Genomic DNA, 26,346 nt, shown 5'->3' with positions numbered 1-26,346 from the left:
CGCAAAGTGTAGAAGCGAGCACTTCAGGGTCACGTTCCGGGCATTGTTCGGCGTGGTTACCCTGGTCGGCGTGACCCGAGCACCCAAGACACAGCGGCAGTCGCTCATGGGCTGGGCGAGGACGTCGCCGAGTATCGCGGACGTCCTGAGCACCCCCGATGTGGAAGCCATCGCCCGTGCGGTGACGCGGGCCGGGGAACGCGGGGTCATCGCGCGCGGTCTCGGCCGGTCCTACGGCGACCCGGCGCAGAACGCGGGCGGCCTGGTCGTCGACATGACCGCGCTGGACCGCATCCACTCGATCGACCCGGATTCCGGCATCGTCGACCTCGACGCGGGCGTCAGCCTCGACAAGCTGATGCGCGAGGGCCTGCCCTACGGGCTGTGGGTGCCGGTGCTGCCGGGGACGCGCCAGGTCACCATCGGCGGCGCTATCGCCAACGACATCCACGGCAAGAACCACCACTCGGCGGGCAGCTTCGGCAACCACGTGGTGTCGATGGACCTGATCACCGCCGACGGGCAGGTGCGCACGCTCACGCCGGACGGCCCCGACGCGGAGCTGTTCTGGGCGACCGTGGCCGGTATCGGCCTGACGGGCATCATCGTCCGCGCCAAGATCCGGATGACGAAGACCGAGACGGCCTACTTCAAGGCCGACATCCAGCGCACGGCGAACCTCGACGAGACCCTGGCGCTGGTCACCGACGGCTCCGAGGCCAACTACACGTACTCGTCCGGCTGGTTCGACTCGATCTCCCGGGGCGCGAAGCTCGGCCGCGCCGCCTTCCAGCGCGGCTCGCTCGCCAAGCTGGACGAACTGCCGCCGAAACTGCGGGCCGATCCGCTCAAGTTCAACCCGGGCACGCTGGCCACCCTGCCGGACATCTTTCCGAACGGGCTGGCTAACAAGCTGTCGTTCACCGCGATCGGCGAGCTGTATTACCGCAAGACCGCGAAGAACGCGCGCGACCAGATCCAGAGCCTGACCGCCTTCTACCACCCGCTGGATCTCTTCGGCGAGTGGAACCGCGCGTATGGCACCAAGGGTTTCCTGCAGTACCAGTTCAGCACGCCGCTGAACGCGCACGAGCCACTGCGCCGGATCATCCAGAAGGTCGCGGATTCCGGGCACGTGTCGTTCCTCAACGTGTTCAAGCAGATGGGCGAGGGCAACGCGGCGCCGCTGTCGTTCCCGCATCCCGGCTGGATGGTCTGCCTCGACTTCCCGATCAAGGACGGGCTGAGCCGGTTCTGCCAGGAACTCGACGAGGACGTGCTCGCGCTCGGCGGCCGTCTGTACACGGCGAAGGACTCGCGCACCTCGGCGGAGAACTTCGCGAAGATGTACCCGCGGCTCGAAGAGTGGCGCAAGGTCCGCGCTTCCGTTGACCCCGAAGGCGTTTTCGCCTCTGACATGTCCCGAAGGTTGGAACTGTGATCGACGCTGTGGGCAACCCCCAGTCCCTGCTGCTGCTCGGCGGAACCTCCGACATCGCGCTCGCGATCGCGGAGAAGTACCTGTCCGAGAAGCCCCTCCGGGTCGTGCTGGCCGGACGCCAGTCGCCGCGGCTCGACGCGGCCGCGCAGCGCCTGAAGGACAAGGGCGCCGAGGTGTCCACTGTGGACTTCGACGCCAAGGCCACGGACACCCACCCCGCCGTGCTGGACAAGGCGTTCGAGGGTGGCGACATCGACGTCACCGTCGTGGCGTTCGGCCTGCTCGGCGACCAGGAAGAGCTGTGGCAGGACCACGCGAAGGCCGTCGAGGCGGCCACCGTGAACTACTCGGCCGCGGTTTCGGTGGGTGTCGCGCTGTCGAACAAGCTCAAGAAGCAGGGCCACGGCAAGGTCATCGCGCTGTCGTCGGTCGCCGGTGAGCGGGTCCGCCGGTCGAACTTCGTCTACGGCTCCTCCAAGGCCGGTTTCGACGGCTTCTACCTGGGCCTCGGCGAGGCCCTGTCCGAGTTCGGCGTGCGGATCACCGTCGTCCGCTCCGGCCAGGTCCGGACCAAGATGACCGAAGGCCTCAAGGACGCCCCGCTGACGGTGGACGCCGAGCAGGTCGCGGAGACCGCGGTCGCCGCCTCGCGCGCCGGCAAGGAACTGGTGTGGTCGCCCGCGCCGTTCCGCCTGGTCATGTCGGCCCTGCGGCACATCCCCCGGCCGATCTTCCGCAAACTTCCGATCTAGGGAACGAGCGCGTTACTCCATTCGTCTCACCCGGGCACGGACTCCCTCCGTCCCCGGGTTGAGAGGAATCGATGGCTGACCAGGAAGCCAGGCTCGACGCGGCCATCCGGTCGTTTCAGGAGCAGGCCGCCAAAGCCGCGGAACTGAAGGACAAGATCGCCGGGCTGCGCGGATCCGCGCGCAACGCCGACGGCTCGGTGACGGTGACCGTCGCCCCGTCCGGCGCCCTGCTGGGACTCCAGCTGTCCCCCAAGGCGATGAACCGCACGCACACCGCACTGCGGCAGGAGATCCTCACCGCGGTCAGAGAAGCGACCCAGCAGGCGGCGGCCGCGATGCAGCAGACCGTCCAGCCGATCCTCGGCGACCGCGCGGACCAGTTCAAAGAGGCGTTCAACGCCCACGTCGAACCGCTCGGGCCCAGCGCTCCCCCGCCCGCGGAATCCCTCGCCGGGCCCGCTCTCCAGCAGCCCGTCCGCACGTCTCGTCCGACACGCCCCGCTCGCGCCGACGATGACGACTTCGGCGGCCCGATCCTGCGGAGGGACTCGTTTTGACCGGCTTCGGCGTACAGACGGAAGCGCTCACCGCGCACGCGACGGGGTCCAAAGAGGCCTCGGGGAATTTCGGCAGCCTCGCCGGCCTGCTGGAGCAGGCCAGGGTCTCGGACGACTGCTTCGGCCCGCTCGGCGAACTGATGGCCTTCAAGTACTTCGAGGGGCTGCAGGAGTGCCAGGACCTCGCCGAGCAGGCGAAGTCCTTCATGGACCAGATCGCCGACAAGACCACCACCGCGGCGAAGACCTATCTCGACCACAACCAGGGCACCGCCGAGGTCATCACCGGCCTCGGCGCCGGGCTGGACGACGGCGGCAGCGGCCCCGGCAGCCTGAGCGACCTCAACAGCGCCGGCGACTCCGGCCGCAAGGGGTTCTGGGAGCAGAACGGTGGCTACGGCAGTTCGTGGATCAGCACCTCCTCGGAGGTCGCCAGGGCGAGCAGCCCGCCGGACGTCGCGATCGCGACGGTGCACGCTCGGATGGAACAACTCCAGCTCGTGACGAGCCCCGGGCAGTCCTTTGTGGACAACGGGCTGGGTTTCCTGATCGGGATCGTGATCAGCCCGCTGGTCGAGCTGGTGCTGGAGCCCGCGATCGGTGACCCCGAGCAGATGCGCAGCACCGCCAAGGGCTGGGAGCAGACGGCGAAGTGGCTCGACGGCGTCGCCGAGCACGAGCAGAAGCGCGCCGATGGCACCAAGGAGGCTTGGAAAGGCCAGGCGGGCGACGCGTTCCGCGGCCAGATGACCGAGTTCTCGGGCGGCGCCAAGGCGTTCGCGAACGACGTCCGCGGGTTGCGGCAGATCCTGGAGATCGCGGCCGACCTGTTCGACGCGTTCGTCGAGATCGTCATCGACATCATCCAGGAACTGGTGATGGGCCTGATCATCGAGTGGCTGGCCGCGCTGGCCGCCTCGTGGATCACGGCGGGCGCCTCGGTCGGCGCGGCGGGCGCGGCCACGGCCGGTCAGGTCGCGGTGACCGGCGGACGGCTCGGGATGAAGGTCAAGCAGCTGCTCGGCAAGCTCAAGCCGTTGATCGACAAGCTCGAAGACATCCTGAAGGCGCTCCGCAACGGGCCGCTGAAGAAGGTCGTCGAGCGCACCGAAGGGCTGCGCGACGGCAACTGGCTGCAGAAGCGGCTCGCCGACCAGATCGACAAGAACCCACTGGCCAAGATCGTCACGAAGGCCAACCCTGCGACCGGCGCCTCCAAGACGGCCAACAGGTTCGCGGACCGGTACGGCGTCGGCGGCGAGGGCTCGGACGCGCTCACCACGAACCTCACCGAGGCCGGGTTGCGGGCGATGGGCATGAGCGGCACGACCAGCGTCGGCAAGGCCGCCTTCCGCGGCAGTGCCGGTAACCTGGCCGAACTGGGCGTCGAGCAGGGCGTCAAGGCGGGCTACCACGAGTCACAGGACACGTCGTCCGAGGAAGAGCGCCGCGCGGCGACCGACAGAGGGTTCACGATCGAAGAATGAATCTCGGCTACCCGCTCGGGGCCGCGTCGCAGGCCCTGCCTTCGCTGTACCCGGGCGAACGGTTGCTGTGGGCCGCGTACGGCCGGACGGTGAACTACGACGTGCGGGGCCTCGATCCCTGGGGTGTGCCGAAGAAGAGCGTGCTGGGCAAGATCGGCTCCGGCGCGGCGAACTTCGCGGGCGACGTGGTCGGCGCGGCGCTGGGCGGGGGTGACGACGGCGGCAAGTCGAATCCGCCATCGCCGCAGGTAGTCGTGCTCGGCGAACAGGGCGGCCTCGCGCACGCGGCGGTGCGGGAGCTGCCCACCAGCGGCTCGCTTTCGCGGCTTTGGGCGCTGACCAGCGCGCGGCTGCTGGTGCTGGAGAAGTTCGTCGCTCCGGAGAAGCCCTCGAAGAAGTCGTTCATGTCGAAGGCGATCGGGTTCGGCAAGGACATCGCGGCGATCATGACCACGAAGACCTACGGCGAGAACGCCGAGGGCGTCCCGATCGCGCGGCACGAGATGGTGCCGTGTGCCGAGATCCCCCGCGACCGGATCGCCGGTTTCGCGGTCGCCGAGCACGGCAAGAAGCGGCGCCCGTGTCTTCGCGCGTCCTTTGTGGACGGATCTGGGATGGATTTCCTTTTCGACTGCGACGATCCCCGGCAGTTCGCCTGGCTGTACTCGGTGACGGTGAGCTGATGGAGAACACGCCACTGACCGCGAAGACCGTCGACGAGATCGTCGAACGGGAACTGCACCAGTTCTGGCTCGCGCCCGGCGAGCGCCTGATCATCGGCTGCCCGCCCGCGCACGGGTACGTCGGCCTGGTGCTCGACGGCAAGCTCACGCTGCCCTATTCGCCGTCTCGGGAAACCCCTGCGGTGACGGGGAAACCGCGGTGGCCGCTGCCCGCTCCCGATGTGCTCGAAGCCGACTGGACCGACGACCCGACGATCGCCTACTGGGCCGTCGCGCGGACCGCGGACCAGACCGCCGCGCGGCTCGCGGACCACCTCGCCGGCGGGAAGGGCGAGGCGCGGCTGACGCTGTCCGACCGGCGACTGGCCGTCGTGTACCCGGCGCGGATGCTGGAGGGCGAGGATCCCGCGCAGCCGTTCCGGACCTTCGAGGAGATGCCGCCGGGAGTGGTGCGTTCGGTGTCCGCGCTCTACCTGGGGCGGAGTTTCCCGGCGCGGCCGGTGCTTCAGTTCGTCTTCGCCGACGGGTCCGTGGTCTACCAGCGCGACATGCTGGCCGTCACGAAAGCCGACCGGGCCCGTTCCCGCCGCTGACCCCCTCGCGTTTCGTCCTCTGAATGCGGTAGTTGGCATCGCGAACTACCGCATTCAGAGGACGAAATGCGGGAGGTCAGCGGGCCGGGAGGAGGTACAGGCTTTGGGTGCCCATCCAGGGCGAGCTGATCGTCCAGGTCGCCAGTGCGTTCGGCGGCGGCGCCTTGCGGGTGGTGGCCAGCACGAGATCCGGGGTCGCGGGCGGGACGCTGTGGTCGAAGAACCGGAAATTCGCCGCCAGCAGGGCCTTGCCCAGATCGCTGCTGCGGTTCTTCGTCTCGACGATCGCCGGGTCGACGGAGCCGCGGTCGGAGAACTGGTCGACGATGTCGCAATCGCAGGAGTACGCGAGCGCGCCGACCTCGCCCGCGCTCTCCACCTTGCGCCCCTTGGTCAGTTCACCCAGTTGCGCGCCGATCGCGCGGTACTCGTCGGACGCGGCGTGGTTGCTGGTGATGGGCGCGAACCGGCGCGGCAGCTCAGGAGCCGCGTAGGCGACGGCGCTCACGAGGACGAACGCGCCCGCGAGGATCCCCGCGCCGAGCCGCGCCCGGCCGGGCAGAGCGCAGGCTCCGGCGGCGAGGAGGACCGTCGCGCCGATGATGCTGGGCGCGTAATACCAGTGGTACGGCGGGACGTTCAGCCAGCAATAGGCCAGGTAATGCGCCGCACCGGCGATGGCGAGCGTGGCGAACGGCAGCAGCCGCTTCGCCCGCTCCGAACCGCGCCGGAAGTGGAATGTCCATAGTAGACCGACGAGCGCGCCGATCACGAGCGGCAGGAAGGAAAGAGTCGCCGCCAGCGGGAAGTTGCGCAGGTACAGCAGCGGGCCGTTGGTGAAACTGAACGGCCCCCACGAGCGCTGCATGATCTTGATGACCAGCGTGTCCGGCACCGCCGAACCCAGCACCAGCCAGCTGAACAGGAACCACGGCAGCATCACCCCCAGCGCGGCGAACGTCATCCGCCAGATGCCCACCCAGAATTCGCGGCGCCCGAGGAACAGGACGAAGGCGATCAGCAGCAGGTCGATCCGGATCAGCGCGATCAGGCCGATCACCGCGCCCGCGGCGGCGGGACGGCGTTCGTGCAGGAACACCATCGACCAGACGACGGCGGTCGCGCCGAGGGCGACTTCCAGCCCGACCGACGACAGCAGCAGCGGATTCACCAGCAGCATGCCCAGCGCCAGCGGGGCGAACCAGCCGGAGAGACCGGTCGCGGCGCCGATCCGGCGCAGGCCGAGGACGAGCGCCACCTGGCTCGCGACGAAGACGACCCCCGCGGCGAAGACGGCGTCCCGCACGATGAAGGTGACGAGCGCCAGCACGAGGACGTTCAGCGGCGACGTCGCGGTGTTGGCGGTGCCTTCTTCGATCAGGCCCCAGTGGCCGTGGAAGGCGAGGTTCTTCGCGTACGAGAGCGTGATGTACGTGTCGTCGATCAAATGCCCGCTGACCAGCACGAACACCAGAGCCGAAGCGACCGCCGCCCCGGCCGGGAGCACCCAGGTGCGGGTAAGGACGGCGGCTCCCGGCAGCGCACCGGGAGCCTGGGGCAGATCGGCGGAGGCGCTTCGCATCACGGACACCGTACACGGCGGCGTGATGATTCCGTTATCTACCCGCCGTGGGACTCGTCACGCCGGCCGCGGTCGCCATGGCCGTCACGGAAGTCCCTGTGCATGCCGGGACCGCCCGGACCTCGGTGTTCGCGGGAGATACCGGGCCGCCGATCACCGTCGCGGGAGGCCAGGCCGACGGCGGTGCCGATGATGCCGCCGCCGAGGAGGAAGCCGAGGGCGCCGACCGCGACCAGCTGCGTCGCACGATGCCCGGCGAACCGGCGGAATCCGCCCTTCCGGGGCGGGACCTGCTGCACCGGCGGAGGCGCGGCCGAAGCCTCGGCGGGCTTCTTCGGGTTCTCGTCCGCCACGGAGGGCTGCTCGACCGTCTTGTCCTCGTCATCGGACGGCCGCTGCGGGTCGCTCATCTCTTCGCTCCTCAAGTCGATGAGGGCGGGCTGTGTGCCCACCCCCCACCACCGAGGATGCGTGCGCATCCTGTGGATGCGCTGTGTCCGAGCTGTCGATCAGAGATAGAACGACAGGAACAGCGTGATGACCCAGCTCGCGCCGAGCACCTGGAGCACGCGGTCCTTGAGCGCGATCTCCTCCGGCTCACCCGCGTTGCCGCCGTCGACGTCGACGGCGTACCGCAGGACGGCCACCACGAACGGGACCATCGAGACGACCGCCCAGACCGAGTCGTGCTCGACCTGGCGGATCTCGAACGCCCAGAGGCAGTACGACATGATCAGGATCGCCGCGGACGTCGCCCAGACGAACCGCAGGTAGCTCGCCGAGTACTTCTTGAGCGAAGACCGGATCTTCGCGCCCGTGCGCTCGAAGAGCATGATCTCGGCGTAGCGCTTGCCCGCCACCATGAACAGCGAGCCGAACGCCGTGACCAGCAGGAACCACTGCGAAAGCGCGATACCCGCGGCGACACCACCGGCGATCGACCGCATCAGGAAGCCCGAGCCGACGATGGCCAGGTCGACCACGGGCTGGTGCTTGAGCCCGAAGCAGTAGCCGAGCTGGACGGCCTCGTAGACCGCCAGCACGACCGCGAGCTGCCAGCTGGCGAGGAACGAGATGCCGAGGCCCGCCGCGAAGAACACGGCCGCCGCGACGAACGCCACCGGTACCGGCACGATCCCGGCCGCGATGGGCCGGTTCCGCTTGGTCGGATGCGCCCGGTCCGCCTCGACGTCGATCGCGTCGTTGATGAGATAGACCGAGGAGGCCACCAGCGAGAACGCCGCGAAGGCGATCAGCGCGGCGATCAGCAGGCCGGTCCGGTCCGTCGACTTCGAAAAGGCGAAGAACGGTGCGGCGAACACCAGCACGTTCTTCACCCACTGGCGCGGGCGTGCCGTCTTGATGATGCCGCCGACGAGACCGCCGGCGACCTTCTTCGGTTCGACGGCCTCTGTCGCGGCCACGGGTTCTACGTCGTCAGGCTTGGAATCGGCCTTCTCGGTCGTTTCACTCATCGTCGCTTCAGCTTCCTACGTATCAGGCCGCCGACTACGCCCCCTAGGGCCGCTCCGGCCAGAACGTCGGTCGGGTAGTGGACGCCGAGCACGAGCCGGGAGGCCAGCATCGGCGGTACCAGGGCCGGGACCAGGTTACGCCCGGTCAATCCGGAGTAGAGCACCGCCGCCGCCGTAGTCGAGGTCGCGTGCGAGGACGGGAAGCTCAGCTTGCTCGGCGTGGAGACCAGGACCTCCACGCTCGGGTGGTCCGGGCGGGGCCGCCTGACCACGCGTTTCACCGCGATGGACGCGGCGTGCGCGCCGACGACGCCCGCCGCCGCGACCAGCCAGTCCTTGCGGCGCTTCTTGTCGACCGCCGCCCCGACGAGCCCCAGCGCGAACCATCCCGCACTGTGCTCGCCGAAGTGCGAAAGACCGCGTGCCGCCTTCACCGTGACGTCGCTCTTCAGGACGCCCTGAGCCTTAGCGAGAACAGCCACCTCGCCGGTGGGAGCGCCCCTCTCAAGCATCGAGGGACCCGTCCAGAGGCGCGCCATCGGTCAGGTGCGGCGCGATCTTGTTGTCGAACACGGACAGCGCCGAGCCGATGGCCATGTGCATGTCGAGGTACTTGTAGGTACCGAGACGGCCGCCGAACAGCACGTTCTTGTTCTTGGCCTCGGCCTTCGCCAGCTCGCGGTAGGCCTCGAGCTTCTCGCGGTTCTCCGGGGTGTTGATCGGATAGTACGGCTCGTCGGCCTCGCCGGCGAAGCGGGAGTACTCGCGGAACACGACCGTCTTGTCGTTCGGGTAGTGCTTGCGCTCCGGGTGGAAGTGCCGGAACTCGATGATCCGGGTGTAGGGCACTTCTTCGTCGTTGTAGTTGACGACCGAGGCTCCCTGGAAGTCACCCGTCTCGACGACCTCGGATTCGAAGTCCACGGTGCGCCAGGTGAAGCGGCCCGCGGAGTAGTCGAAGTAGCGGTCCAGCGGCCCGGTGTAGACGGTCGGGGTGCCGGCGGGGATGTGCTCGCGGACGTCGAAGTAGTCGACGTTCAGCCGCACCTCGATGTTCTCGTGCTCCGCCATCTTCTCGAGCCACGCGGTGTAGCCGTTGACCGGCAGACCCTCGTAGGTGTCGTTGAAGTAGCGGTTGTCGAAGGTGTACCGGACCGGGAGCCGGGTGATGATGTCGGCGCCGAGGTTCTTCGGGTCGTTCTCCCACTGCTTGGCCGTGTAGCCGCGGATGAACGCCTCGTAGAGCGGACGGCCGATCAGCGAGATCGCCTTCTCTTCGAGGTTCTGCGCGTTCGCGGTCTCGAACTCCGACGCCTGCTTGGCGATCAGCTCGCGGGCCTCGTCCGGCGTGTGCGACTTGCCGAAGAACTGGTTGATCAGCGCCAGGTTCATCGGCAGCGGGTAGACCTGACCCTGGTACTTGCCGAACACGCGGTGCTGGTAGTTCGTGAACTCGGTGAAGCGGTTGACGTACTCCCACACACGCTTGTTGGAGGTGTGGAACAGGTGCGCACCGTAACGGTGCACCTCGATCCCGGTCTCGGGCTCGGCCTCGGAGTAGGCGTTGCCACCGATGTGGTGACGCCGTTCCAGCACGAGGACCTTCTTGCCGAGCTCGGCCGCGGCCCGTTCGGCGACGGTCAGCCCGAAGAATCCGGACCCGACCACGATGAGGTCGTAGCCGGTGAAATCGGCTTCAGTAATCTTGTCGGGGTTCGTGTGCGCGCTCACGGGCGTCGAGGGTACGCACGTCGACTCCGTGCCCTGCAGCGAGCACCGGTTTTCACCTTCGACAGACACATTTAGGAAGCAGTGCCTACTCCGGACACCTTCTGGTCGTATTTCGGTGCGACCCTCACCTACCTGGCCGTCCTCGCGGTCCCCGGCGGGCTCGTCGGCCGGGCCGCCGGCCTGCGTGGCTGGGCCCTGGCGGGGCTGGCTCCGCTGCTGTCCTACACGGTAACCGGACTGGCCGGTCCGTGGCTGGCACTCGCGGGCGTGTCGTACAACCCCCTGACCGTGGCGGCCGTCACGGCCGTGCTCGCCGGGATCGGCTTCAGCCTGCGCAAGCTGGGACAGAGCCGCGGCTGGATCAAGCCGGGCGCCGAGGAGCCGCCGACGAAGTGGCACCCGCGCGCGCACTACGCCGTCGCGGCCTGCGTCGCGCTGGCCGTGGGGATCTCGATCCTCGTGGTGCTCTCGGCCCGCGGCGGCACGACGGCGGTGTTCCAGCGCTGGGACACCGTGTTCCACGCGAACGGCATCCGCTACATCGCCGAGACCGGCGACGGCTCCCTGACCGGCATGGGCACCATCAACTGGTACCCGGACGGCTCGTTCTATCCGAACGCGTATCACCTGGTCGGCTCGCTCGTGTACTCGATCTCGGGTACGACGATCCCGGTCACGCTGAACGCCATCACGATGCCGGTGGCCGGCGTCTTCGCGCTGTCGATGGTCGCGCTGATCCGCCAGCTCGGCGGGCGGGCGGTGTTCGCGGGCTGCACGGCGCTGGTGGCCGCGGCGGCCACCACCGGCGCGTACGAGTCGGTGTCCAGCGGGCTGCTGCCGTTCGCGCTGGGGATCGTGCTGACGCCGCTGGCCGTCGTCGCGCTGGCCCGGTTCCTCGCGCGGCCCGGCCTCGACACCGGCTACGTGCTCGCGCTGACCGCGGTCGGGCTGCTGGCCGCGCACTCGTCGGCGCTGTTCGGCGCGCTGCTGTTCGCCTTCCCGCTGGTGGTGCAGCGCTGGTACCGCGCGCTGCGGCACAAACCGCTCGACGGGGTGCCCGAAGGCCGTGGCGGCCGGCGGGTGATCGGCGGCGACGTCGTCAAGATGGTGCCGGTGATGGTGGGCAGCGGGTTGCTCGCGGCCCCGCATATTCTCGGCGCCCTGAAATTCACTTCGGGTTCATACCCTTATTACGCGTGGGGCTCCGACCTGCCGGTCGTGAAGTCGCTCGGGCTGCTGGTGACTTTCCGGCAGGTGCTGAGCGCCCCGCAGGTGTGGCTGACGGTACTGCTGGTGATCGGCGTGCTCAGCCTGTTCCGGCTCGGCCGGATGCGCTGGGTGGGTCTTTCGGCGATCGGTTTTTCGGCGCTGTTCGTGCTGGTCGCGTCGTTCGGCGCCGAACCGTGGGTGATCTCGCTCTCGCGGCCGTGGTGGAACGACCGGTACCGCCTGATGGCGCTCGCCGCGATCCCGCTGTGCCTGCTGGCCGGGCACGGGATGGCGGAGCTGCAGCGCTGGTTCGCGAAATGGGCGAGCGGGCGCTCGTGGGTGAAGAGCCGTCCCGCGCTGCCCGCCCGGCTGGGCCTGGCGACCGCCGTGTTCGTCGTGGCCGCTTCGGCCGTGCTGACCAAGGGTTTCTACACCGAGTCGAACGCGCACGCGGTGTCGTTCCTGTACTACAACGGGCCCGAGGGCGAGGTCACGCCGCCGGTCAGCGCCGACGAGCTCGCCGCGATGAACGAGCTGGCCAAGATGAACATCGGACCGGACGAGAAGGTGCTCAACGAGCGCTTCGACGGGACGGCCTGGCTGTACGCGATCACCGGTATCCACCCGGTCGCCGGGCACTACGACCCGGGCGTGCCGCCGCCGGACGCGAAGTACCTGGCGCTGCACTTCCGGGAGTACGACACCGACCCCGAGGTGCGGGCCGCGGTGCGGCGGCTGAACATCAAGCACGTGCTGATCGGGAGCACGCCGATCAAGATCGGCGAGCCGCCGGCGCCGGGGCTGCGGGATCTGGACGGGCTGGGCTTCCTGCGGAAGGACTTCTCCAACGCGGGGGCTTCGATCTACACACTGACCCGCTGACGGCCGCCCTTCACGAATGACCCTTTCATGACATCCGGACCGGTGCCGGGGCGGAAAAGATAAAGGCTCGCGTGGTCGCGGACTGCCCCTGCCGCGACCACGCGAGCCTCAGTCCCCCATTCACCCCCGGGGTGACCCATGAGGGGCAGCCGTCGCCGGCCGCGCCCACTCGCAGTACTTGTCTGTCAGACGACCATTAGGCGGAAGTGGTTTACCCGACCCGCCAACGTCACCCGATCGGCCTAAGAAGTTCTTCCCTGCAGTACCGGGAGTACGTCGCTCGCGACCTCTTCGAGAGTCGACTCACGGCCGACGTAGTAGTCCCCGGACCGCGGCCAGTGGGTGACGATGTCGGTGAATCCGAGCTCCCCGGCCCGCCCGGCGGCGTCGGTGAACGCGCCCACGCTGGAGAGCGAGAAGACCGGCGCCGAGTCGAGGCTCAGGAACCGCTGCACGCTCGCCTTGTCCCTGCCCACGACGTCGAGCCGCTCGTCGAAAATCTTCACGAGTTCCGCGACACCCTTCCACCACTCGTCCTGGGTGTCCGCCTTGATACCGGTGGTGGCCCAGCCCGCGCCGAACCGCGCGGCGAGCGTCATCGTGCGCGGACCGTTCGCGGCCACCAGGAACGGCAGCCGCGGCCGCTGCACGCAGCCCGGCTGGTTCCGCGCGCCCTTGGCCCGGTAGTACTCGCCCTCGAAGTCGAAGCCGTCGGTCATCAGCAGCCCGTCGAGCGCCTCGACGAACTCGGCGAAGCGGTCCGTGCGCTGTTTGACCGACAGCTCGGGGCCGTCGAGGACGACGGCGTCGTAGCTGGTGTTCGTGACCCCGGCGCCCGCGCCGAGGATGAAGCGGCCGTCGGAGATGTCGTCGAGGGTGGTCAGCTCGCGGGTGAACGGCACGGGGTGCCGCGCGACCGGTGAGGCGACGAAGGTGCCCAGTCTGATCCGCGACGTCACCATCGCGGCCGCCGTCAACGTCGGCATCGCACTGAACCACGGGCCGTCGACGAGACTCCGCCAGCCGAGGTGGTCGTACGTCCAAGCGTGGTCGAAGCCGTATTCCTCGGCGGCCCGCCATTTCGGCTCGGCCGCCCACCAACGATCTTCCGGAAGGATCACGATGCCTACGCGCACACCGCGAAAGTAACAGCGGAGCGAAGCTCCTCCGTCGAGGGTGGCGGAGGGGAGGAAGGCGGAGGTACTGGTCCAGACCGACACTTCGCCCGATGGGCGGATCTTCGGGGATGATGTGCCGGTGGAAATGCCTCTCTTGATCGCCTCCGATGTCGACGGCACCCTGCTCGGCCCGTTGGAGGTCCTGTCCGAACGCACGATCGACGTCGTCCGGCGCGTCGCCGCGGCCGGAGTGCCGTTCGTGCTGGCCAGCGGCCGTCCGCCGCGCTGGATCGCGCCGATCGCGAACCCGCTGGGCCTCACCGGGTACGCGGTCTGCGCGAACGGCGCGGTGCTGTACGAGATCGGGACGGACCGGATCGCGGCGGTCCACGGCCTGCTGGAACCGCAGCTGCTGCACGACACGGTGAGTGCTCTTGATCACGCTCTCCCCGGCTGCCGGTTCGCCGCGGAGCGGGTCGGCGAGTCCGCGCTCGACCCCGAGATGCGCAACTTCGTGATCGAGCCGGACTACCACAATCCGTGGGGCAACCACGAGGGCACGGAGGCGCCGCGGGCCGAGGTGCTCGGGCATCCGGCGATCAAACTGCTGATCAGCAGGCGCGGGATGAACTCCGACGAGATGGCGCGGGCGGCACGCGAGGTGCTCGACGGCTCGGTCGACATCACTTACTCGACCAACACCGGCCTGATCGAGGTCGCCGCGCACGGCATCACGAAGGCGATCGGGCTGGCCGAGGTCGCCGAGCGGCTGGATGTCCCGCCCGAACGCGTGATCGCGTTCGGGGACATGCCGAACGACGTCGAGATGCTCGGCTGGGCCGGGCACGGCGTCGCGATGGCCAACGGGCACCGCTCCGTGCTGGACGTCGCCGACGAGATCACCGCGCCGAACTCGGAGGACGGTGTCGCGCAGGTGCTCGAACGCTGGTTCTAGGAAGTGATCGGTCACCGTGGCCGTGAGTGGCGTTTCGGGTTCTGACCCGAAACGCCACTCACGACCCACAGCAAGGCGGTCTAGCGGCCTTCGCGATCGAGTTTCGCGGCCTCTTCCGGCGTCGGCGCGGTGCCGCCGAGGTGCGCGGGCAGCCACCAGCGCTCGTCGTCGGACGACGGCTTCTCCGGGTAGCCGGCCTGGACGCGGTCCACGAGCGCCGACATCCGCACGCGAAGGTCCTTCGAGAGGACTTCGGCGTCCTCGTCGGCCTTCGGGTGCATCGGCTCGCCGACGAGGATCGAGATCGGGACGTGGCGTCTGGTGAGGTCCTTCGGGCGCCCCTTGGTCCACAGCCGCTGCGTGCCCCACAGCGCCATCGGCACGACCGGGACACCCGCCTCGGCGGCCATCCGGACCGCGCCGGACTTGATGTCCTTCACGGTGAACGACCGGCTGATCGTGGCCTCGGGGAACACGCCGACGATCTCTCCGGCCTTCAGGCGCTCGACGGCTTCGCGGTACGAAGCGAGACCCGCGCCGCGATCGACAGAGATGTGGTGCATACCGCGCATGAGCGGCCCGGCCACACGGTTGCTGAAGATCTCCTTCTTCGCCATGAACCTGACCAGGCGCTTCGCGGGCTGCGCGCCGAGCCCGCAGAAGATGAAGTCCAAGTAGCTCACGTGGTTGCAGGCGATGACCGCCCCGCCCGTCGACGGGATGTGCTCGGTCCCCTCCACCCGGATGCGGTTGTCCAGCACCCGGAACATCAACTTCGCCGCCATGATGACGGGCGGGTAAACGAGCTCAGCCATTCGTTCAGGTTACGCTACCGTAGGGTAACCAACCTACGGTAGCGTAGGTCACATCACTCCGAGCGTTCCTGCCGCGCGAAGGTCACCAGTGCCAGAGCGACGCCGAGCACCGTGCAGTACAGCGCGATCACCTGATGCTTGACGTTCTCCAAGCCGTCGCCCAGCGCGGCCAGGACGAACTGCCCGGCGGCGACGGCGAGCAGGAGGCCCAGCGCGACACCCAGCGCGGCGCGCCGGGTCTTCCAGCCACGCCAGGCGATCAGGGCCCATATCGGCAGCAGGGCGAAGAAACCCAGCGGTGCCAGCAGTTTCGTCACGATCGAAACGACCGGGACGCGGTATTCCTGCGCCTCCGGGGCGAAGCCGGCCGAACGGTCGAAACTGCCGAGGTAGGGCGGCCGCGCGGTGAGCAGATCGCCCGCCGCGCGGTCCAGGATCTCGACGGTGCGCCAGGGGTGCGTCGCGAAGTACCCGACGACGTTGCGCCTGCTGATCTGTTCGCGGTACTTCGGGTACTCGGGATCCTGCGTCGCGGGCTTCGGATGCCACCAGCCGTTGCCCGCGTACTGGCCGAACGAGGCGGGCAGCCCCAGCGCGGCGAGATCGGCCCCGGTGTCGTGCCGACCGTCCACAATGGTCAGGAAGATCGTGTTGAACATGTTGATCTCCCGCGAATCGTCGCCCGGCCGCGCGGCGAGCGAGCCGTCGGGCAGCTTCGCCGGTTCGACGGTCTGCTGCGCGTAGGCCGTGCCCCCGGCGAGCGCGCCGATGACGAACACCACGGGAAGCCAGCGCTTCAGGCCGCGGACTCCCGCCGGACGGACGAGCAGCGCGGCCAGCGCGAGCAACGGCAGGATCATCAGCGTCTGGACCTTGGCGTTCACCGCGATCAGGCCGCCGAAGAGCAGCACGGCGAGACCCGCGTAGCGCCACCAGCCAGGCCGCGCGGCGACCAGCAAGCCGCCGACGGCGAGCAGGAGGCCGAGGAAGGCGGCCCCCTCGCCGAGCACCGAGGCGAAGTAGCCGAAGAACGCGGAGTCCGCGACGACCAGCAGCAGTCCCACGGCCGCGAAACCGCGGACACGGCGCGAATACGGCAGTCCGGCGACGATCAGTGCGACCGCCGCGGCGGCGAGGACGCTGGTGAGCACGCCGAGGACGACCAGACTGAGCGTCGATTCGAGGCCGAGCAACCCGCCGATCGACCGCGCGATCCGCGCGAACCAGCTTTGGGTCAGGAGATAGGTGGCGTCGCATTCGCCTGCCGGGACGGTGTAGGCGAGGTGGACGAATCCCTCCGGTTCACCCTTCCACGGGATGCCCGCGCCGCAGAGCACGCGGAAACCGTCGCCGTTGTCGGACATCGCGATCGGCCGCGGCACGAGGAAGCGGACCAGGAGCACGGTGAGCGCGGCGGCGAACACACCGAGGCCGAACAGGCGCGAACGAGCCTCGAGCGCTGCCGGTCTGCTGGGGGAAACGCGTTCGTCGACACTCACGAGAGGCACGGTACGTGGCGGAAATCGGGCGAGCGGTCGAGGGCCGACGTGACCGCCCGCTCGACGTCCGCCCGGATGAAGACGGTGATCCACGACGAAGTTCCTTCGCGCGCGAAGGTCGCGACGCGGTACCTCGCCGCGTACGCCGGGTCGATCACGCAGGTCTGCTTCGCCGAGTAGCCACTGTCGGTGATGACGGCGATCGTCGGACGCCGCCGGGAGACGACGGCCTCGCCCGCTTCCTCGGTCTGGCCCCGGACGCCGACGATCTGCAGTTGCGTCCCGGCGTGGTACGAGAGCACGCCGGGCGCGGAGGTGCTCACGACCGAACCGGGCGGCAGATAGGCGTCGAGCCAGCGGCCGATCTCCTCCATCTGCGCGCCGTGGTCGTGCCAGGCGCGCACGCGGGCGAGCATCTCCGGGCTGAACACCGACACCAGCACCGCGAGCCCGGACAACGCCACCGCGGCGGCGGGCATCAGCCGCTGGACCGGCGGACGCGGCCACGGGCTCGGCTTCGCGCCCGAGACGAGCACGCCGTAGATCGACACCGCCGCCATCGACAGCAGCGGCGGGATCGGCGCCAGCAGTCGCCAAGCGGGCCCGGCGTCGCCGCCGAAGAAGACCACGAAAGCGGTGAGCGCGACGGCGGTGGCCAGCATCAGCCAGGTCAGCGACCTGGCCTCGGCCTCGTGCGGCGTCCGGCCGGTGCGGCGCAGTGGCAGGGCCACCACCGAGATCAGGCCGAGCAGCAGGAATCCCTGGTGGACCAGCGAGAAACCCGACAGATACCGCCACCCGCCGTCGATCCGGGCGGCGAGTTCGAGGTCGAAGGGGATGATGACCGACGTCGGCAGGACATGGTCGTAGTAGGTCACCCGCCAGGCGATCCACGGCGCCGCGAAGACGAACCCGCCGAGCAGCGACCCCACCGGCGACCACCAGGTGTAGCGGCCGCGCAGGGCCGCGACGACCAGCCAGATCCCGACCAGCACAGCGAGCAGGAACCCCGCTGGGCGCGTCATCATCGCGAAGGCGACGAGCACACCCGCGACCACCGGCCGCCGGGCCGCGAGCGCGGCGAAGACACCGAACACGAGCAGCACGAACAACGGCGTCTCGGTACCCGATCCGCCGTACGCGGCGAGGCCTCCGGCGCCCGCGACCAGCACCGCGGCGGCCACGCCATAGGCAGGGCGCGCCTCACCGGCCGCCCGCGCGACCACGCGGTTCACCGTCACGTGGGCGAGCAGGACCGCGCCGAGCGTGGCGAGAACGCCGAGAACGATCGCGGAATTCTCGATGTCGGCACCGAAAGCGGCCTTCGGCAACGCGATCACGATCATCCAGAGGAAATTCGCGTAACCCTCGATCCGCTCGCCGGGGTTGAACACCGGGCCATTGCCGTCGGCGATGTTCTGGGCGTAACGGAAAGTGATGTACGCGTCCTCCGAGATGGTCGAAAACATCAACTGGTGCACCAGGGAGAAAACGAGGGTCAGCATCAGCGCGACGGCGCGCCACGCCTTGTCCGCGCCGATTCTGGCCCAGGCCACCAGGACGAAGACCGCGACCACGAACCAGGCGACGACAAGCGCGATCACCACCTGATCCCCCACCCTCCCGGGCCGGCCACTCCCCTGACGAAAGACTACGGTCAAGTATCGATCACCGCGCCGGTGTGTTTCTTTCGGCGCAGTCATTTGACACGAATGGTCCAGCAAGTGTGCACAAAGTAGGCAACGGCCCACCGTTTTGCCTGTCAGGATGTGACTCCTTCGGGTAACGGTCCCCGGCGGTTAATCTGGCTTCCCATTCCGTTCCGCACCTCGGGGGTTCTGTGCGGATTCCCCACCCGAGGTAGCCCGTGCCCACCCAGACCTCCCTGTCCGCCGACGTCGTCTCGCTGTGCGTCGCGCTGCTCGTCATCGGCCTCCCCGGTCTGCTCACCGGGCTCGCCGCCGGCCTGCGCGGCTGGGTGCTCGCGGGGATGACGCCGTTGCTGAGTTACGCCATCGGTGGCCTCGCCGGGCCGTGGGCGGCCGCGCTCGGACTCCCGTTCAACCCGGTGACGTACGCGGTGGCGACGGCCTTGTTCGCCGGACTCGCGTACGGCCTGCGGCGGCTCACCCTGCGCCGTTGGCCGCCCGAGCCCGACGAACCGCTGTGGGGACGGTCCGGTCATCTCGCGGTCGGGGCGTGCCTGCTGCTCGCGGCGGCCGTCGGGATGTACGCGGTGGTGCGCGGGATGGGCAGGCTGGACGCCATCCCGCAGGGGTTCGACGCCGTCTATCACGCCAACGGGGTCCGGCAGATCGCCGAAACCGGGGACGGCAGCCTGTTCGGCACCGGCGAGGTCAACTGGTACGGCGACGCGGCACCGGTGTTCTACCCGAACGCGTACCACCTGCTCGCGTCCGTGGTGTACCTGCTCAGCCCGGCGAGCATCCCGCTGACGCTGGACGTGAACACCGCGCTGCTGCCCGCGCTGCTGGCGTTGTCGCTGGTCACCATGGTGCGCGTGTTCCGGGGGCGCGCGGTGTTCGCGGGCGCGGCCGCCCTCGTCTCCATCGCGCCGGTGATGGGCCTGTACGAATCGATGAGCAGGGGGCCTTTGCTCCCGTTCCTGCTCGGCCTGGCGCTGACCCCGCTGGCCGCCGTCGCGGTGAAGCGCTACCTCGACCGGCCCGCTCCCGACACCGGTTTCGTGCTGCTGGCCGCCGCTGTCGGGCTGCTGTGCGTGCACTCGTCCGCGTTGTTCGGCTCGATCCTGTTCGCCGGGCCGCTGCTGCTGCAACGCTGGATCGCGCCCGGCGAACGGTGGCGGCGGATCGGCCGGGACCTGCGCGCGCTGGCGATCGTCGGAGTCGTCGCGATCCTGGTGGCGTGGTTGCAGCTGTTCGGCGCGATCGGGCTCGCGAACGGCGAGGTGCCCTACCGCAGCTGGCCGGTCGAATGGCGGGCGACGACGGCACTCGGCGCGCTGCTGGGCTTCCAGCACCACGAGCCGTATCCGCAGGTCTGGCTTTCGGCCGCGTTGCTGCTGGGCTTCATCTTCTTCTCGCGGCTGGGCGGGCTGCGCTGGATCGGCGTGACGGCGTTGATCACCGGGCTCGCCTACATCGCGGTGACGTCGTCCGAGCAGCCGCTCGTGCTGGCGCTGTCACGGCCGTGGTGGAACGACCCGTACCGGTTCATGTCGATGGCGGCGATCCCGCTGGCGATCATCGCGGCACACGGCCTCGCCGAAACGCAGGCGTGGCTCCGGGACAACGTGGCGCACCGGAAGGTGCCCGCGTTCGCCGTCGCGGTGGTGGTCTTCGGCGCGTTCGCCTTCCTGAGCAACGGTTTCTACGCGCCGTCCAACGCGGACAAGGTCGCGCCCGGCTACGCGAACACGCCCGGCGTCGACCCGCACAAGCTGCCGGTGAGCCCGGACGAGGTCGTCGCGATGGAGAAGCTCGCCGAGTTCGTGAAACCCGGCGAGCGCGCGCTGAACGACCGGCTGGACGGGACGGTGTGGACCTACGCGCTCTCCGGCGTCCGCACGACCTCCGGGCATTTCGACGAGACGCTGTCGCCGTCGGACGCGCGGCTGCTGGAGTGGCATTTCCGCGAGTACCCGTCGAACGCCCAGGTGCGGGCGGCGGTGGCGCGGCTGAACGTGCGGTGGGTGATCCTCGGGCAATACGGCTACCCGACGGGTGCCCCGCGCCAGGCCGGGCTGCGCGATCTGGACGGGCTGAACTTCGTGACCGAGGTGTACCGCAACGCCGACGCCGTCATCTACCGGCTGAACCCCTGACGCAGCCCCCGCAATTAGTCGACTAATTGCGGGGGCTGGTCACGAGGCGGGCAGAGAGGGCGGCGCCGCCGGCGGTGATCAGGTCCGCGACGGTGAACATGACCCGGGAGGCGATGGCGAACGCCGTCGCCTGGACGACGGTGAGGCCCGACGCGGTCAGCACGGCGACCTGCGCGACCTCGCGGACGCCGACCCCGCTGGGCAGGATGAACGCGAACGTCCCGACGGTCATCGCGACGGCCATCGCGCCGACGCACAGCACGAACCCGCTGAACCCGGGCGTCCCGACGGAGTTCGCCAGCAGCCACAGGTGCACGCCCTGAAGCGCCCAGGCCGCGGTCGACGAGCCGAAGACCTTCCCGACGACCGACCAGCTCAGCCGGTGGTCCAGCGGCGGACGGCGCAGGATGCGCAGCACCAGCGACGTACCCCAGGTGAGCACGCGCGGGTGCAGCATCGCCAGGCCGACCGGAATCAGCACGAACAGCCACAGCGCCCGCGGGCTGTTGCTGAACACCGCGGGAGCCGCGAGCAGCGAGACGACCAGCGCGGACACCACGCCGACGCCGAGCTGGATCAGCGAGCCGGTGAAGATCCGCGCCCTGGCGAGCCCGGCCTTGCGCCCCAGCTCCATCTGCAGCAAGTACGCCCACACCGAACCCGGCACGTACTTGCCGAGCGAGCCGACGAGGCAGATCTGCGCGCCGCGGGCGTAGCCGATCGGCTTGCCGAGGTCGTCGACCATGACCTGCCAGCCGTAGGTCGACACCATGATCGCGGCGATGAGCGCGAGCAGGCTCAAGGTGGAGGATTCCCACGCGACCTCGGACAAGGTCCGCCAGAATTCACCCCAATTGGTGACCAAGGTCTTGGCCGCGAAACCGACGACCAGCAGGATGGCGACCCAGCGGACGACGTCGAGGATCTTCGCCTTCGTGGATTTCGGCTGTTTTAGAGCTACCGAAGTGTCCTCTTCGGGCGTTTCGACGGTCGTCACTGAACCTCCTCCTCTGCTGCTACCTCGTCACCGCAGGTCAGGCCTGTACGGTCACCAAGCGGCTGAACTCGGTCAGCAGATCGTAGCCGTCCCAAATCGCGGAGAACGTCAGGGCCGAGCCGAACGGAACGACCCGGTCGACGCCGCGGCCCGCCAATTCCGTCACGAATTCCGCCAATTCTTCTTTGGTGAAGCCGAATTGACCGACGGTTTGATCTTTGCGGAGCACGATCGGGACGAGGTCGGAAAGCGTGTCGACCCGCGCGTTGGCGAAAGTGCCCGCGCCGAGCCATTCGCGCGGCAGGACTGCGGGGTCAGCCAGTTCGAGTGTCGCGATGCCGTTGCCCTGGAATTCGATGCCGTTGACGAGCCCGTCGACGGCCGCGCCGTACGCGGACACCCGCTTCTGCACGGCCATGGCGGGCTCGGTGACGTGCTGTTTCGTCGCCAGTACCTCGGCGAGCAGCTTCCGGAACTCCTGACCCGCTTCCCGGGCGCCGTCTTCGTCGCCGACCCAGAACACCGCGCGCGGCGACGAGCAGGCGGCCTGGTCGAACCAGTACGAGTCGTTGTAGAAGCCCTCGGCCGCGCCACGGCGCTCGGCCTCGGAGGCGTTCTGCCAGCCGCGCACCGACGCGACCGCGAACGACGACCGGTCCGGGAAGGTCAGGTCACGCGCGTGCGGGGCGAGCGGGTACTTGCGCAGCGCGGCGACCGAGGCGTCGCCGCCCCAGATGACCCGCAGATCCGCGGCGACCGACAGCGCGCCGCTGATCGCGTCGCTGCGGTCGTAGGTGACCATGCGCTGCGTCGCGGTGATCGCGGCGGCCGTGTCGGCGTCTACTTCGGACAGTGCGGCGTTCAGTGCCTCCAGCACCGTTTCCGCCGCACCGGCCGAACGCGACGACACCCGGACGACGTTGTGGTTACCCGCGAGCGCGGAAAGCGCCCACGAGTACACGAAGATCGTGTCGACGTTGGCGGGCGGCACGTGGAAGACGAGGCCACGCGGGAAGCGCCGCGCGTCACCGGAAGTCTCCAAAGTGGACAGTGCTTTGGCGATTTCTCCCTTGCGCAGGAAGAAACCGAGCGACGCCAGCTCCGGGAAGCGGCGGGCCGTCGCGGGGGCGAGCAGCTTGCGCGCGAACTTCGTCAGGAACTCGACGACACGCGGATCACCCACGCGAAGCCGTCCGCCGACCGGCTCGGCCCGCAGCTCTTCGACGAGCTTGCCGACCTCGATCGCGTCCGCGAGCGGAAAACGCTGGTTCAGGCTCATGCCGCCGCTCCCTGGAAGGTGTCCGAGCAGCCGCGGGCCTCGGCCTTGGGCAGCCTGCCCATGACCGAGAAGTGCTTGCCCGGCCAGTCACCGTCGTCGATTCCGTTGTAGACACCGAGGTCTTCGGTGAGCAGGACGTGCCCCGGGTACGAGCGCGGCAGCGTGCTGACGACCTCGATCACGCCGGGCTCGCCGACCGGCTGCTCTTCCCAGGTCTCCGGGTTCCGGATCACCACATCGGCGAAATCGGGGCAGTACAACGAGTTCCCGGACGGTCCTTCGAGGAACACGGTGCCGATCTGCTCGATCATCCCGTAGTAGTTGTGGATCCGGGTGAGCCCGGTGTCCTCTTTGAAGCGACGGCGGAACTCGGTGTTGTCCACCGCGCGGTCGATCAGCTTCTTCCAGCCGCCGGAGTGGATCAGGATCCCGTTCGACAGGTCCAGCTTGTGCTCACGCGCGACTTCGTAGAGGTACTGCCACACCATGAAGGTGAAGCCGAAGATCAGGAAGGGCTTGTCGCCGTACGTCGCCAGGAACGTCTTGACCGCCTCGACGTCCGGCTGGTCGTTCTCGTCGAGGACGTAGGTGTGCTTGCGGCCGAAGTTCGCCATGCCCAGCACGCCCGCGCCGCGTGCGGAGAACGAACGGCGGTTCTTGATGATGCCGATGGTGTCGACCATCAGCATCGGCAGCCGCTCGCCGCCGAGGACCTCCTGCAGCGTGGCGCCGAGCTGCTTGGTCTGCGCGCCCGCGGCGGCCTTGTCGAGGTAGATCCGCGACGCGCCCGCGCCGGTGGTACCCGACGAGGTCAGCGTCTTGAAGATCTCGGACTCGGGGATGCTGCGCAGGTCGTGCGTCTTGAACATCCGCACCGGCAGCCACGGCAGGTCCGCGATGGAGCCGAACGACGCGTCCCGCGCGATGCCGAGCGACGAGAGGATGCGCTCGTACCCCTCGGAGTTCTCGCGGTGGTGCGCGGTCAATTCGGCGAGCTGCGGAAGCAAATGCTTCTCGCGCTCAGCCTGCGAAAGCGTGAACACACTCATACTGTTTCCTCCGCGAGCTCGCGCGTACCTGTGCACGAGTGCGCTCTGTGGTCGGCTCGTGTGCCGCGGCTACTCATACCTGGGCCTCCAGCGACCGGTAGTCGATCTTGCCGCTGGCCAGCAGCGGCACGGTGTCGCATGCGCGGACGTCGAACCCGCTCGTGTGCAGGTGCAGCCGCTCGGACAGCGCCTTCGCGGCGTCCTTGCAGATGTCCTTGTCGGCGCCTTCGGCGAACAGGACGACCTTGTCCCCGGCCGGGACGGCGGCCACGACGTCGATCCCCACCGCGGCGGAACGCACGGCGTGCTCGAGATCATCCAGGCTGACGCGGTTGCCGAAGACCTTGCCGATCCGCTTGAGGCGGCCGGTGATGTAGAGGAACCCGTCCTCGTCGAGGTACCCGAGGTCGCCGGTGGCCAGGACGCCACCGTATTCGTCGCCCGCGGCCAGCCCCGCCTCGTCCTCGGCGTAGCCCATCATCACGTTGGGCCCGCGGTAGACGACCTCGCCGACGATCTTCGGATGCGTGGTCTCGGAACCGTCCTCGCGCCGGATCGCGAAGGAGCCGCCGGGCAGCGCGGGCCCTGCCGAGCCGAGCTTCTCCGCGAGCCGTTCCGCCGGGACGGTGGTCATCCGCGGGGCGGCCTCGGTCTGCCCGTACATCACGAACATCCGCCCGCCGACCTCGCGGATCTTGTCGTTTAACTGGGCGACCAGGTCGTCGCGGAGCTTGCCGCCCGCCTGGGTCAGCGTGCGCAGCGTCGGGTACTTCGCCGGGTCGAACTTCAGGCGACGCAGCATCTCGTAGTGGTACGGCACGCCCGCGAGCGAGGTGACCTTGTGCTCGTTGACCGCGTCCCAGAACCCGCGCCCCAGCACGCCGGAGGGCTCGATGACCACGGTCGCGCCGCGGACGAGGTGCGAGTTCAGCACGGACAGGCCGTAGCTGTAGTGCAGCGGGAGGCTGGTCGGCGCGATCTCGTGGCGGTCGATGCCGAGCACCTCGGCGATCGCGTCGGCGTTGGCGAAGATCGCGCCGCGCGAGAGCCGGACCAGCTTCGGGTTGCCGGTGGAACCGCTGGTCGGCAACAGGACCGCGAGATGCGGATGCGGCTCGACGCCCTCGGGGGACTTCCGGACCCAGTGGCCGTCGGAAACGCCGTACCCCTCGGGTGCGGGTGCGTCCGGCGCGGACAGCACGGCGGCCGGGCGGAAACGCTCGATGAGCCCCACCAGGACGTCGGCGTCCAGCGCCGGGTCGATCAACGCGATCGCGCGGCCCGCCTCGAACGCGCCGAGGTAGTTCAGGACGCTTTCGAGGTCCACCGACATCCGCGCGAACAGCGCGCCCGGCGGCAGCAGCGACAACGCGGCACCCACGCGGGTGACCTCGGTGTCGAGTTCCTCGCCCTCGAGCGTCCTGCCGCTCGTGACGTCGATCAGTCGCGCACCCACACCCAGAAGGGTCATTACAGAACAAGTCCTCCGTCGATGCCCAGCACCTGCCCGGTGATGAACGAAGCGTCATCACTGACGAGGAACCGGATCGCGTTCGCCACGTCTTCGGGCGCGCCGAGCCGCCCGAGCGGGGTCTTGCCGATGTTCTCGGCCTTGGCGTCCTCGGTCAGGCCCGAGGTCAGGTCGGTGTCGATGACGCCGGGCGCCACCGCGTTGACCCGGATCCCGGAACGGCCGAGCTCCTTCGCGGCCGAACGCGCGATGTTCGCCACCGCCGCCTTCGAGGCCGCGTACACCGTCTGACCTGCGCTTCCGTACTCACCGACGATCGAGGCCAGCACGACGATGGCACCGGTCTTCTTGCGCATCATCGCCCGGGCCGCGGCCTGGACGGTGTGCAGTGTGCCGGCGACGTTCGTGCTCAGCGTGGTGTCGACCAGTTCCTCGCGGATCATGCCGAGGAGCGCGTCCTCCATGATCCCGGCGTTGGCGACCACGATGTCGAGCTTGCCGTGCTCCTTGGCCACCCCGCGGACCAGCGTCGACACGGCCTTGGCGTCGGTGACGTCCAGGGCGAGCCCGCTCGCGGCCCCCGCCGCGGCCGCCGCTTCCTTGGCCTTCGCCTCGTCGCGGCCGGTCAGCACGACGGTGGCGCCCGCCTCGGCGAGCGCCCGCGCGGTCGCGAGCCCGATGCCCCGGGTACCCCCGGTGACCAGGGCGACCTTGCCGTCCAGCATCACTTGGACTGGAGGTCGGTCACCATGTCGACGGCGACCTTGAAGCTGGACATGTCGATCACCTGGTCGGTGTCGAACTCCACATCGAACTCGTCCTCGATGGCCGCGACCAGCGCCATGTGACCGACCGAGTCCCAGGCCTCGATGTCGCGGTACTTCAGGTTCTCGACATCGACCTCGCCATCGAGGTCCAGCGCCTCGACGAAGACCTCACGCAGCTTGCCGGCGACTTCCGCCATGT

At 69.0% G+C, this 26,346-nt stretch carries 24 protein-coding genes; 9 read left to right on the top strand and 15 right to left on the bottom strand.

What is annotated here, in order from left to right; all coding sequences use genetic code 11:
- Positions 1-70 precede the first annotated feature (70 nt).
- The 6 genes from AC069H_RS03360 to AC069H_RS03335 all read left to right on the top strand — a co-directional run bounded on the left by AC069H_RS03360 (position 71) and on the right by AC069H_RS03335 (position 5,513).
- A complete protein-coding gene (locus tag AC069H_RS03360) occupies positions 71-1,441 on the top strand; it encodes an FAD-binding protein (protein ID WP_478231197.1) in 1,371 nt (456 codons plus the stop codon).
- On the top strand, positions 1,438-2,193 hold the full coding sequence (locus AC069H_RS03355) for a decaprenylphospho-beta-D-erythro-pentofuranosid-2-ulose 2-reductase (protein WP_478231196.1): 756 nt from the start codon (positions 1,438-1,440) through the stop codon (positions 2,191-2,193). The genes AC069H_RS03360 and AC069H_RS03355 overlap by 4 nt, the downstream gene beginning before the upstream one ends.
- A 71-nt stretch (positions 2,194-2,264) precedes the next feature.
- Positions 2,265-2,750 (top strand): YbaB/EbfC family nucleoid-associated protein, encoded by a 486-nt coding sequence (locus tag AC069H_RS03350; RefSeq protein WP_478231195.1) that lies wholly within the window; start codon positions 2,265-2,267, stop codon positions 2,748-2,750.
- Positions 2,747-4,237, top strand: a complete 1,491-nt coding sequence (locus AC069H_RS03345; protein ID WP_478231194.1) for a WXG100 family type VII secretion target — start codon at positions 2,747-2,749, stop codon at positions 4,235-4,237. Before AC069H_RS03350 ends, AC069H_RS03345 begins: the two co-directional genes overlap by 4 nt.
- Positions 4,234-4,920, top strand: a complete 687-nt coding sequence (locus tag AC069H_RS03340; RefSeq protein ID WP_478231193.1) for a hypothetical protein — start codon at positions 4,234-4,236, stop codon at positions 4,918-4,920. The genes AC069H_RS03345 and AC069H_RS03340 overlap by 4 nt, the downstream gene beginning before the upstream one ends.
- Positions 4,920-5,513, top strand: coding sequence for a hypothetical protein (locus AC069H_RS03335; protein WP_478231192.1), 594 nt, complete (start codon positions 4,920-4,922; stop codon positions 5,511-5,513). Before AC069H_RS03340 ends, AC069H_RS03335 begins: the two co-directional genes overlap by 1 nt.
- A gap of 76 nt (positions 5,514-5,589) precedes the next feature.
- Here the strand turns inward: AC069H_RS03335 and AC069H_RS03330 are convergent, their stop codons facing one another.
- The 5 genes from AC069H_RS03330 to glf form a co-directional block, all read right to left on the bottom strand.
- Positions 5,590-7,095 (bottom strand): hypothetical protein, encoded by a 1,506-nt coding sequence (locus tag AC069H_RS03330; protein ID WP_478231191.1) that lies wholly within the window; start codon positions 7,093-7,095, stop codon positions 5,590-5,592.
- Between the two features lie 38 nt (positions 7,096-7,133).
- Positions 7,134-7,505, bottom strand: coding sequence for a hypothetical protein (locus AC069H_RS03325; RefSeq protein WP_478231190.1), 372 nt, complete (start codon positions 7,503-7,505; stop codon positions 7,134-7,136).
- 99 nt (positions 7,506-7,604) lie between these two features.
- Positions 7,605-8,570: a decaprenyl-phosphate phosphoribosyltransferase gene (locus AC069H_RS03320; protein ID WP_478231189.1), complete on the bottom strand. Its 966-nt coding sequence runs from the start codon at positions 8,568-8,570 to the stop codon at positions 7,605-7,607.
- Entirely contained in the window at positions 8,567-9,082 is a 516-nt protein-coding gene (locus AC069H_RS03315) for a phosphatase PAP2 family protein (RefSeq protein WP_478223738.1), read from the bottom strand. Before AC069H_RS03315 ends, AC069H_RS03320 begins: the two co-directional genes overlap by 4 nt.
- Positions 9,075-10,301 (bottom strand): UDP-galactopyranose mutase, encoded by a 1,227-nt coding sequence (gene glf / locus AC069H_RS03310; protein ID WP_125686658.1) that lies wholly within the window; start codon positions 10,299-10,301, stop codon positions 9,075-9,077. Before glf ends, AC069H_RS03315 begins: the two co-directional genes overlap by 8 nt.
- An 81-nt stretch (positions 10,302-10,382) precedes the next feature.
- On the opposite strand from glf, the gene AC069H_RS03305 reads away from it, so the two are divergent.
- The gene (locus AC069H_RS03305) at positions 10,383-12,392 is read left to right on the top strand and encodes a DUF6541 family protein (protein ID WP_478231188.1); all 2,010 of its coding nucleotides are present in this window, start codon (positions 10,383-10,385) and stop codon (positions 12,390-12,392) included.
- Positions 12,393-12,634: 242 nt separating this feature from the next.
- On the opposite strand, the gene AC069H_RS03300 is transcribed toward AC069H_RS03305, so the two are convergent.
- Positions 12,635-13,528, bottom strand: coding sequence for an LLM class flavin-dependent oxidoreductase (locus AC069H_RS03300; RefSeq protein WP_478231187.1), 894 nt, complete (start codon positions 13,526-13,528; stop codon positions 12,635-12,637).
- Positions 13,529-13,655: 127 nt separating this feature from the next.
- On the opposite strand from AC069H_RS03300, the gene AC069H_RS03295 reads away from it, so the two are divergent.
- Positions 13,656-14,465 carry an HAD family hydrolase gene (locus AC069H_RS03295; protein WP_478231411.1) on the top strand — a complete coding sequence of 270 codons (810 nt, stop codon included), beginning with the start codon at positions 13,656-13,658 and terminating at the stop codon, positions 14,463-14,465.
- Positions 14,466-14,545: 80 nt separating this feature from the next.
- Here the strand turns inward: AC069H_RS03295 and AC069H_RS03290 are convergent, their stop codons facing one another.
- Genes AC069H_RS03290 through AC069H_RS03280 form a run of 3 tightly spaced genes read right to left on the bottom strand, consistent with a single transcriptional unit; the run spans position 14,546 to position 18,386 of the window.
- Positions 14,546-15,280, bottom strand: a complete 735-nt coding sequence (locus AC069H_RS03290; protein WP_478231186.1) for a lysophospholipid acyltransferase family protein — start codon at positions 15,278-15,280, stop codon at positions 14,546-14,548.
- A 53-nt stretch (positions 15,281-15,333) separates the two neighbouring features.
- Complete coding sequence (gene wsfD / locus AC069H_RS03285; RefSeq protein ID WP_478231185.1) at positions 15,334-16,779, bottom strand: glycan biosynthesis hexose transferase WsfD; 1,446 nt, start codon at positions 16,777-16,779, stop codon at positions 15,334-15,336.
- Positions 16,776-18,386: a hypothetical protein gene (locus AC069H_RS03280; protein WP_478231184.1), complete on the bottom strand. Its 1,611-nt coding sequence runs from the start codon at positions 18,384-18,386 to the stop codon at positions 16,776-16,778. The genes wsfD and AC069H_RS03280 overlap by 4 nt, the downstream gene beginning before the upstream one ends.
- A gap of 260 nt (positions 18,387-18,646) precedes the next feature.
- Here AC069H_RS03280 and AC069H_RS03275 point away from each other — a divergent pair, with 260 nt between their 5' ends.
- Complete coding sequence (locus AC069H_RS03275; protein WP_478231183.1) at positions 18,647-20,584, top strand: DUF6541 family protein; 1,938 nt, start codon at positions 18,647-18,649, stop codon at positions 20,582-20,584.
- A 22-nt stretch (positions 20,585-20,606) separates the two neighbouring features.
- Here AC069H_RS03275 and AC069H_RS03270 read toward each other — a convergent pair whose 3' ends face one another.
- The 6 genes from AC069H_RS03270 to AC069H_RS03245 form a co-directional block, all read right to left on the bottom strand.
- Positions 20,607-21,581: a lysylphosphatidylglycerol synthase transmembrane domain-containing protein gene (locus AC069H_RS03270; RefSeq protein WP_478223745.1), complete on the bottom strand. Its 975-nt coding sequence runs from the start codon at positions 21,579-21,581 to the stop codon at positions 20,607-20,609.
- 37 nt (positions 21,582-21,618) lie between these two features.
- Positions 21,619-22,860 carry an acyl-CoA reductase gene (locus tag AC069H_RS03265; RefSeq protein WP_478231182.1) on the bottom strand — a complete coding sequence of 414 codons (1,242 nt, stop codon included), beginning with the start codon at positions 22,858-22,860 and terminating at the stop codon, positions 21,619-21,621.
- Positions 22,857-23,909, bottom strand: coding sequence for a LuxE/PaaK family acyltransferase (locus tag AC069H_RS03260; RefSeq protein ID WP_478231181.1), 1,053 nt, complete (start codon positions 23,907-23,909; stop codon positions 22,857-22,859). The genes AC069H_RS03265 and AC069H_RS03260 overlap by 4 nt, the downstream gene beginning before the upstream one ends.
- A gap of 73 nt (positions 23,910-23,982) precedes the next feature.
- A complete protein-coding gene (locus tag AC069H_RS03255; RefSeq protein ID WP_478231180.1) occupies positions 23,983-25,380 on the bottom strand; it encodes an AMP-binding protein in 1,398 nt (465 codons plus the stop codon).
- Positions 25,380-26,105 carry a glucose 1-dehydrogenase gene (locus tag AC069H_RS03250; RefSeq protein WP_478231179.1) on the bottom strand — a complete coding sequence of 242 codons (726 nt, stop codon included), beginning with the start codon at positions 26,103-26,105 and terminating at the stop codon, positions 25,380-25,382. Before AC069H_RS03250 ends, AC069H_RS03255 begins: the two co-directional genes overlap by 1 nt.
- Complete coding sequence (locus tag AC069H_RS03245; RefSeq protein ID WP_005149592.1) at positions 26,105-26,344, bottom strand: acyl carrier protein; 240 nt, start codon at positions 26,342-26,344, stop codon at positions 26,105-26,107. Before AC069H_RS03245 ends, AC069H_RS03250 begins: the two co-directional genes overlap by 1 nt.
- Positions 26,345-26,346: the final 2 nt, after the last annotated feature.

Source organism: Amycolatopsis sp. NPDC043887 (assembly GCF_056435665.1).
This window is presented reverse-complemented; position numbering and strand designations above follow the sequence as displayed.

Excerpts from the sequence above, each read along its gene's own strand:
- AC069H_RS03350 (WP_478231195.1), top strand. The coding sequence starts at position 2,265 with ATGGCTGACCAGGAAGCCAGGCTCGACGCGGCCATCCGGTCGTTTCAG.
- AC069H_RS03340 (WP_478231193.1), top strand. The coding sequence starts at position 4,234 with ATGAATCTCGGCTACCCGCTCGGGGCCGCGTCGCAGGCCCTGCCTTCG.
- AC069H_RS03335 (WP_478231192.1), top strand. The coding sequence starts at position 4,920 with ATGGAGAACACGCCACTGACCGCGAAGACCGTCGACGAGATCGTCGAA.
- AC069H_RS03330 (WP_478231191.1), bottom strand. The coding sequence starts at position 7,095 with ATGCGAAGCGCCTCCGCCGATCTGCCCCAGGCTCCCGGTGCGCTGCCG.
- AC069H_RS03325 (WP_478231190.1), bottom strand. The coding sequence starts at position 7,505 with ATGAGCGACCCGCAGCGGCCGTCCGATGACGAGGACAAGACGGTCGAG.
- AC069H_RS03320 (WP_478231189.1), bottom strand. The coding sequence starts at position 8,570 with ATGAGTGAAACGACCGAGAAGGCCGATTCCAAGCCTGACGACGTAGAA.
- AC069H_RS03315 (WP_478223738.1), bottom strand. The coding sequence starts at position 9,082 with ATGCTTGAGAGGGGCGCTCCCACCGGCGAGGTGGCTGTTCTCGCTAAG.
- AC069H_RS03295 (WP_478231411.1), top strand. The coding sequence starts at position 13,656 with ATGCCTCTCTTGATCGCCTCCGATGTCGACGGCACCCTGCTCGGCCCG.
- AC069H_RS03290 (WP_478231186.1), bottom strand. The coding sequence starts at position 15,280 with ATGGCTGAGCTCGTTTACCCGCCCGTCATCATGGCGGCGAAGTTGATG.
- AC069H_RS03265 (WP_478231182.1), bottom strand. The coding sequence starts at position 22,860 with ATGAGCCTGAACCAGCGTTTTCCGCTCGCGGACGCGATCGAGGTCGGC.
- AC069H_RS03260 (WP_478231181.1), bottom strand. The coding sequence starts at position 23,909 with ATGAGTGTGTTCACGCTTTCGCAGGCTGAGCGCGAGAAGCATTTGCTT.
- AC069H_RS03255 (WP_478231180.1), bottom strand. The coding sequence starts at position 25,380 with ATGACCCTTCTGGGTGTGGGTGCGCGACTGATCGACGTCACGAGCGGC.
- AC069H_RS03250 (WP_478231179.1), bottom strand. The coding sequence starts at position 26,105 with ATGCTGGACGGCAAGGTCGCCCTGGTCACCGGGGGTACCCGGGGCATC.
- AC069H_RS03245 (WP_005149592.1), bottom strand. The coding sequence starts at position 26,344 with ATGGCGGAAGTCGCCGGCAAGCTGCGTGAGGTCTTCGTCGAGGCGCTG.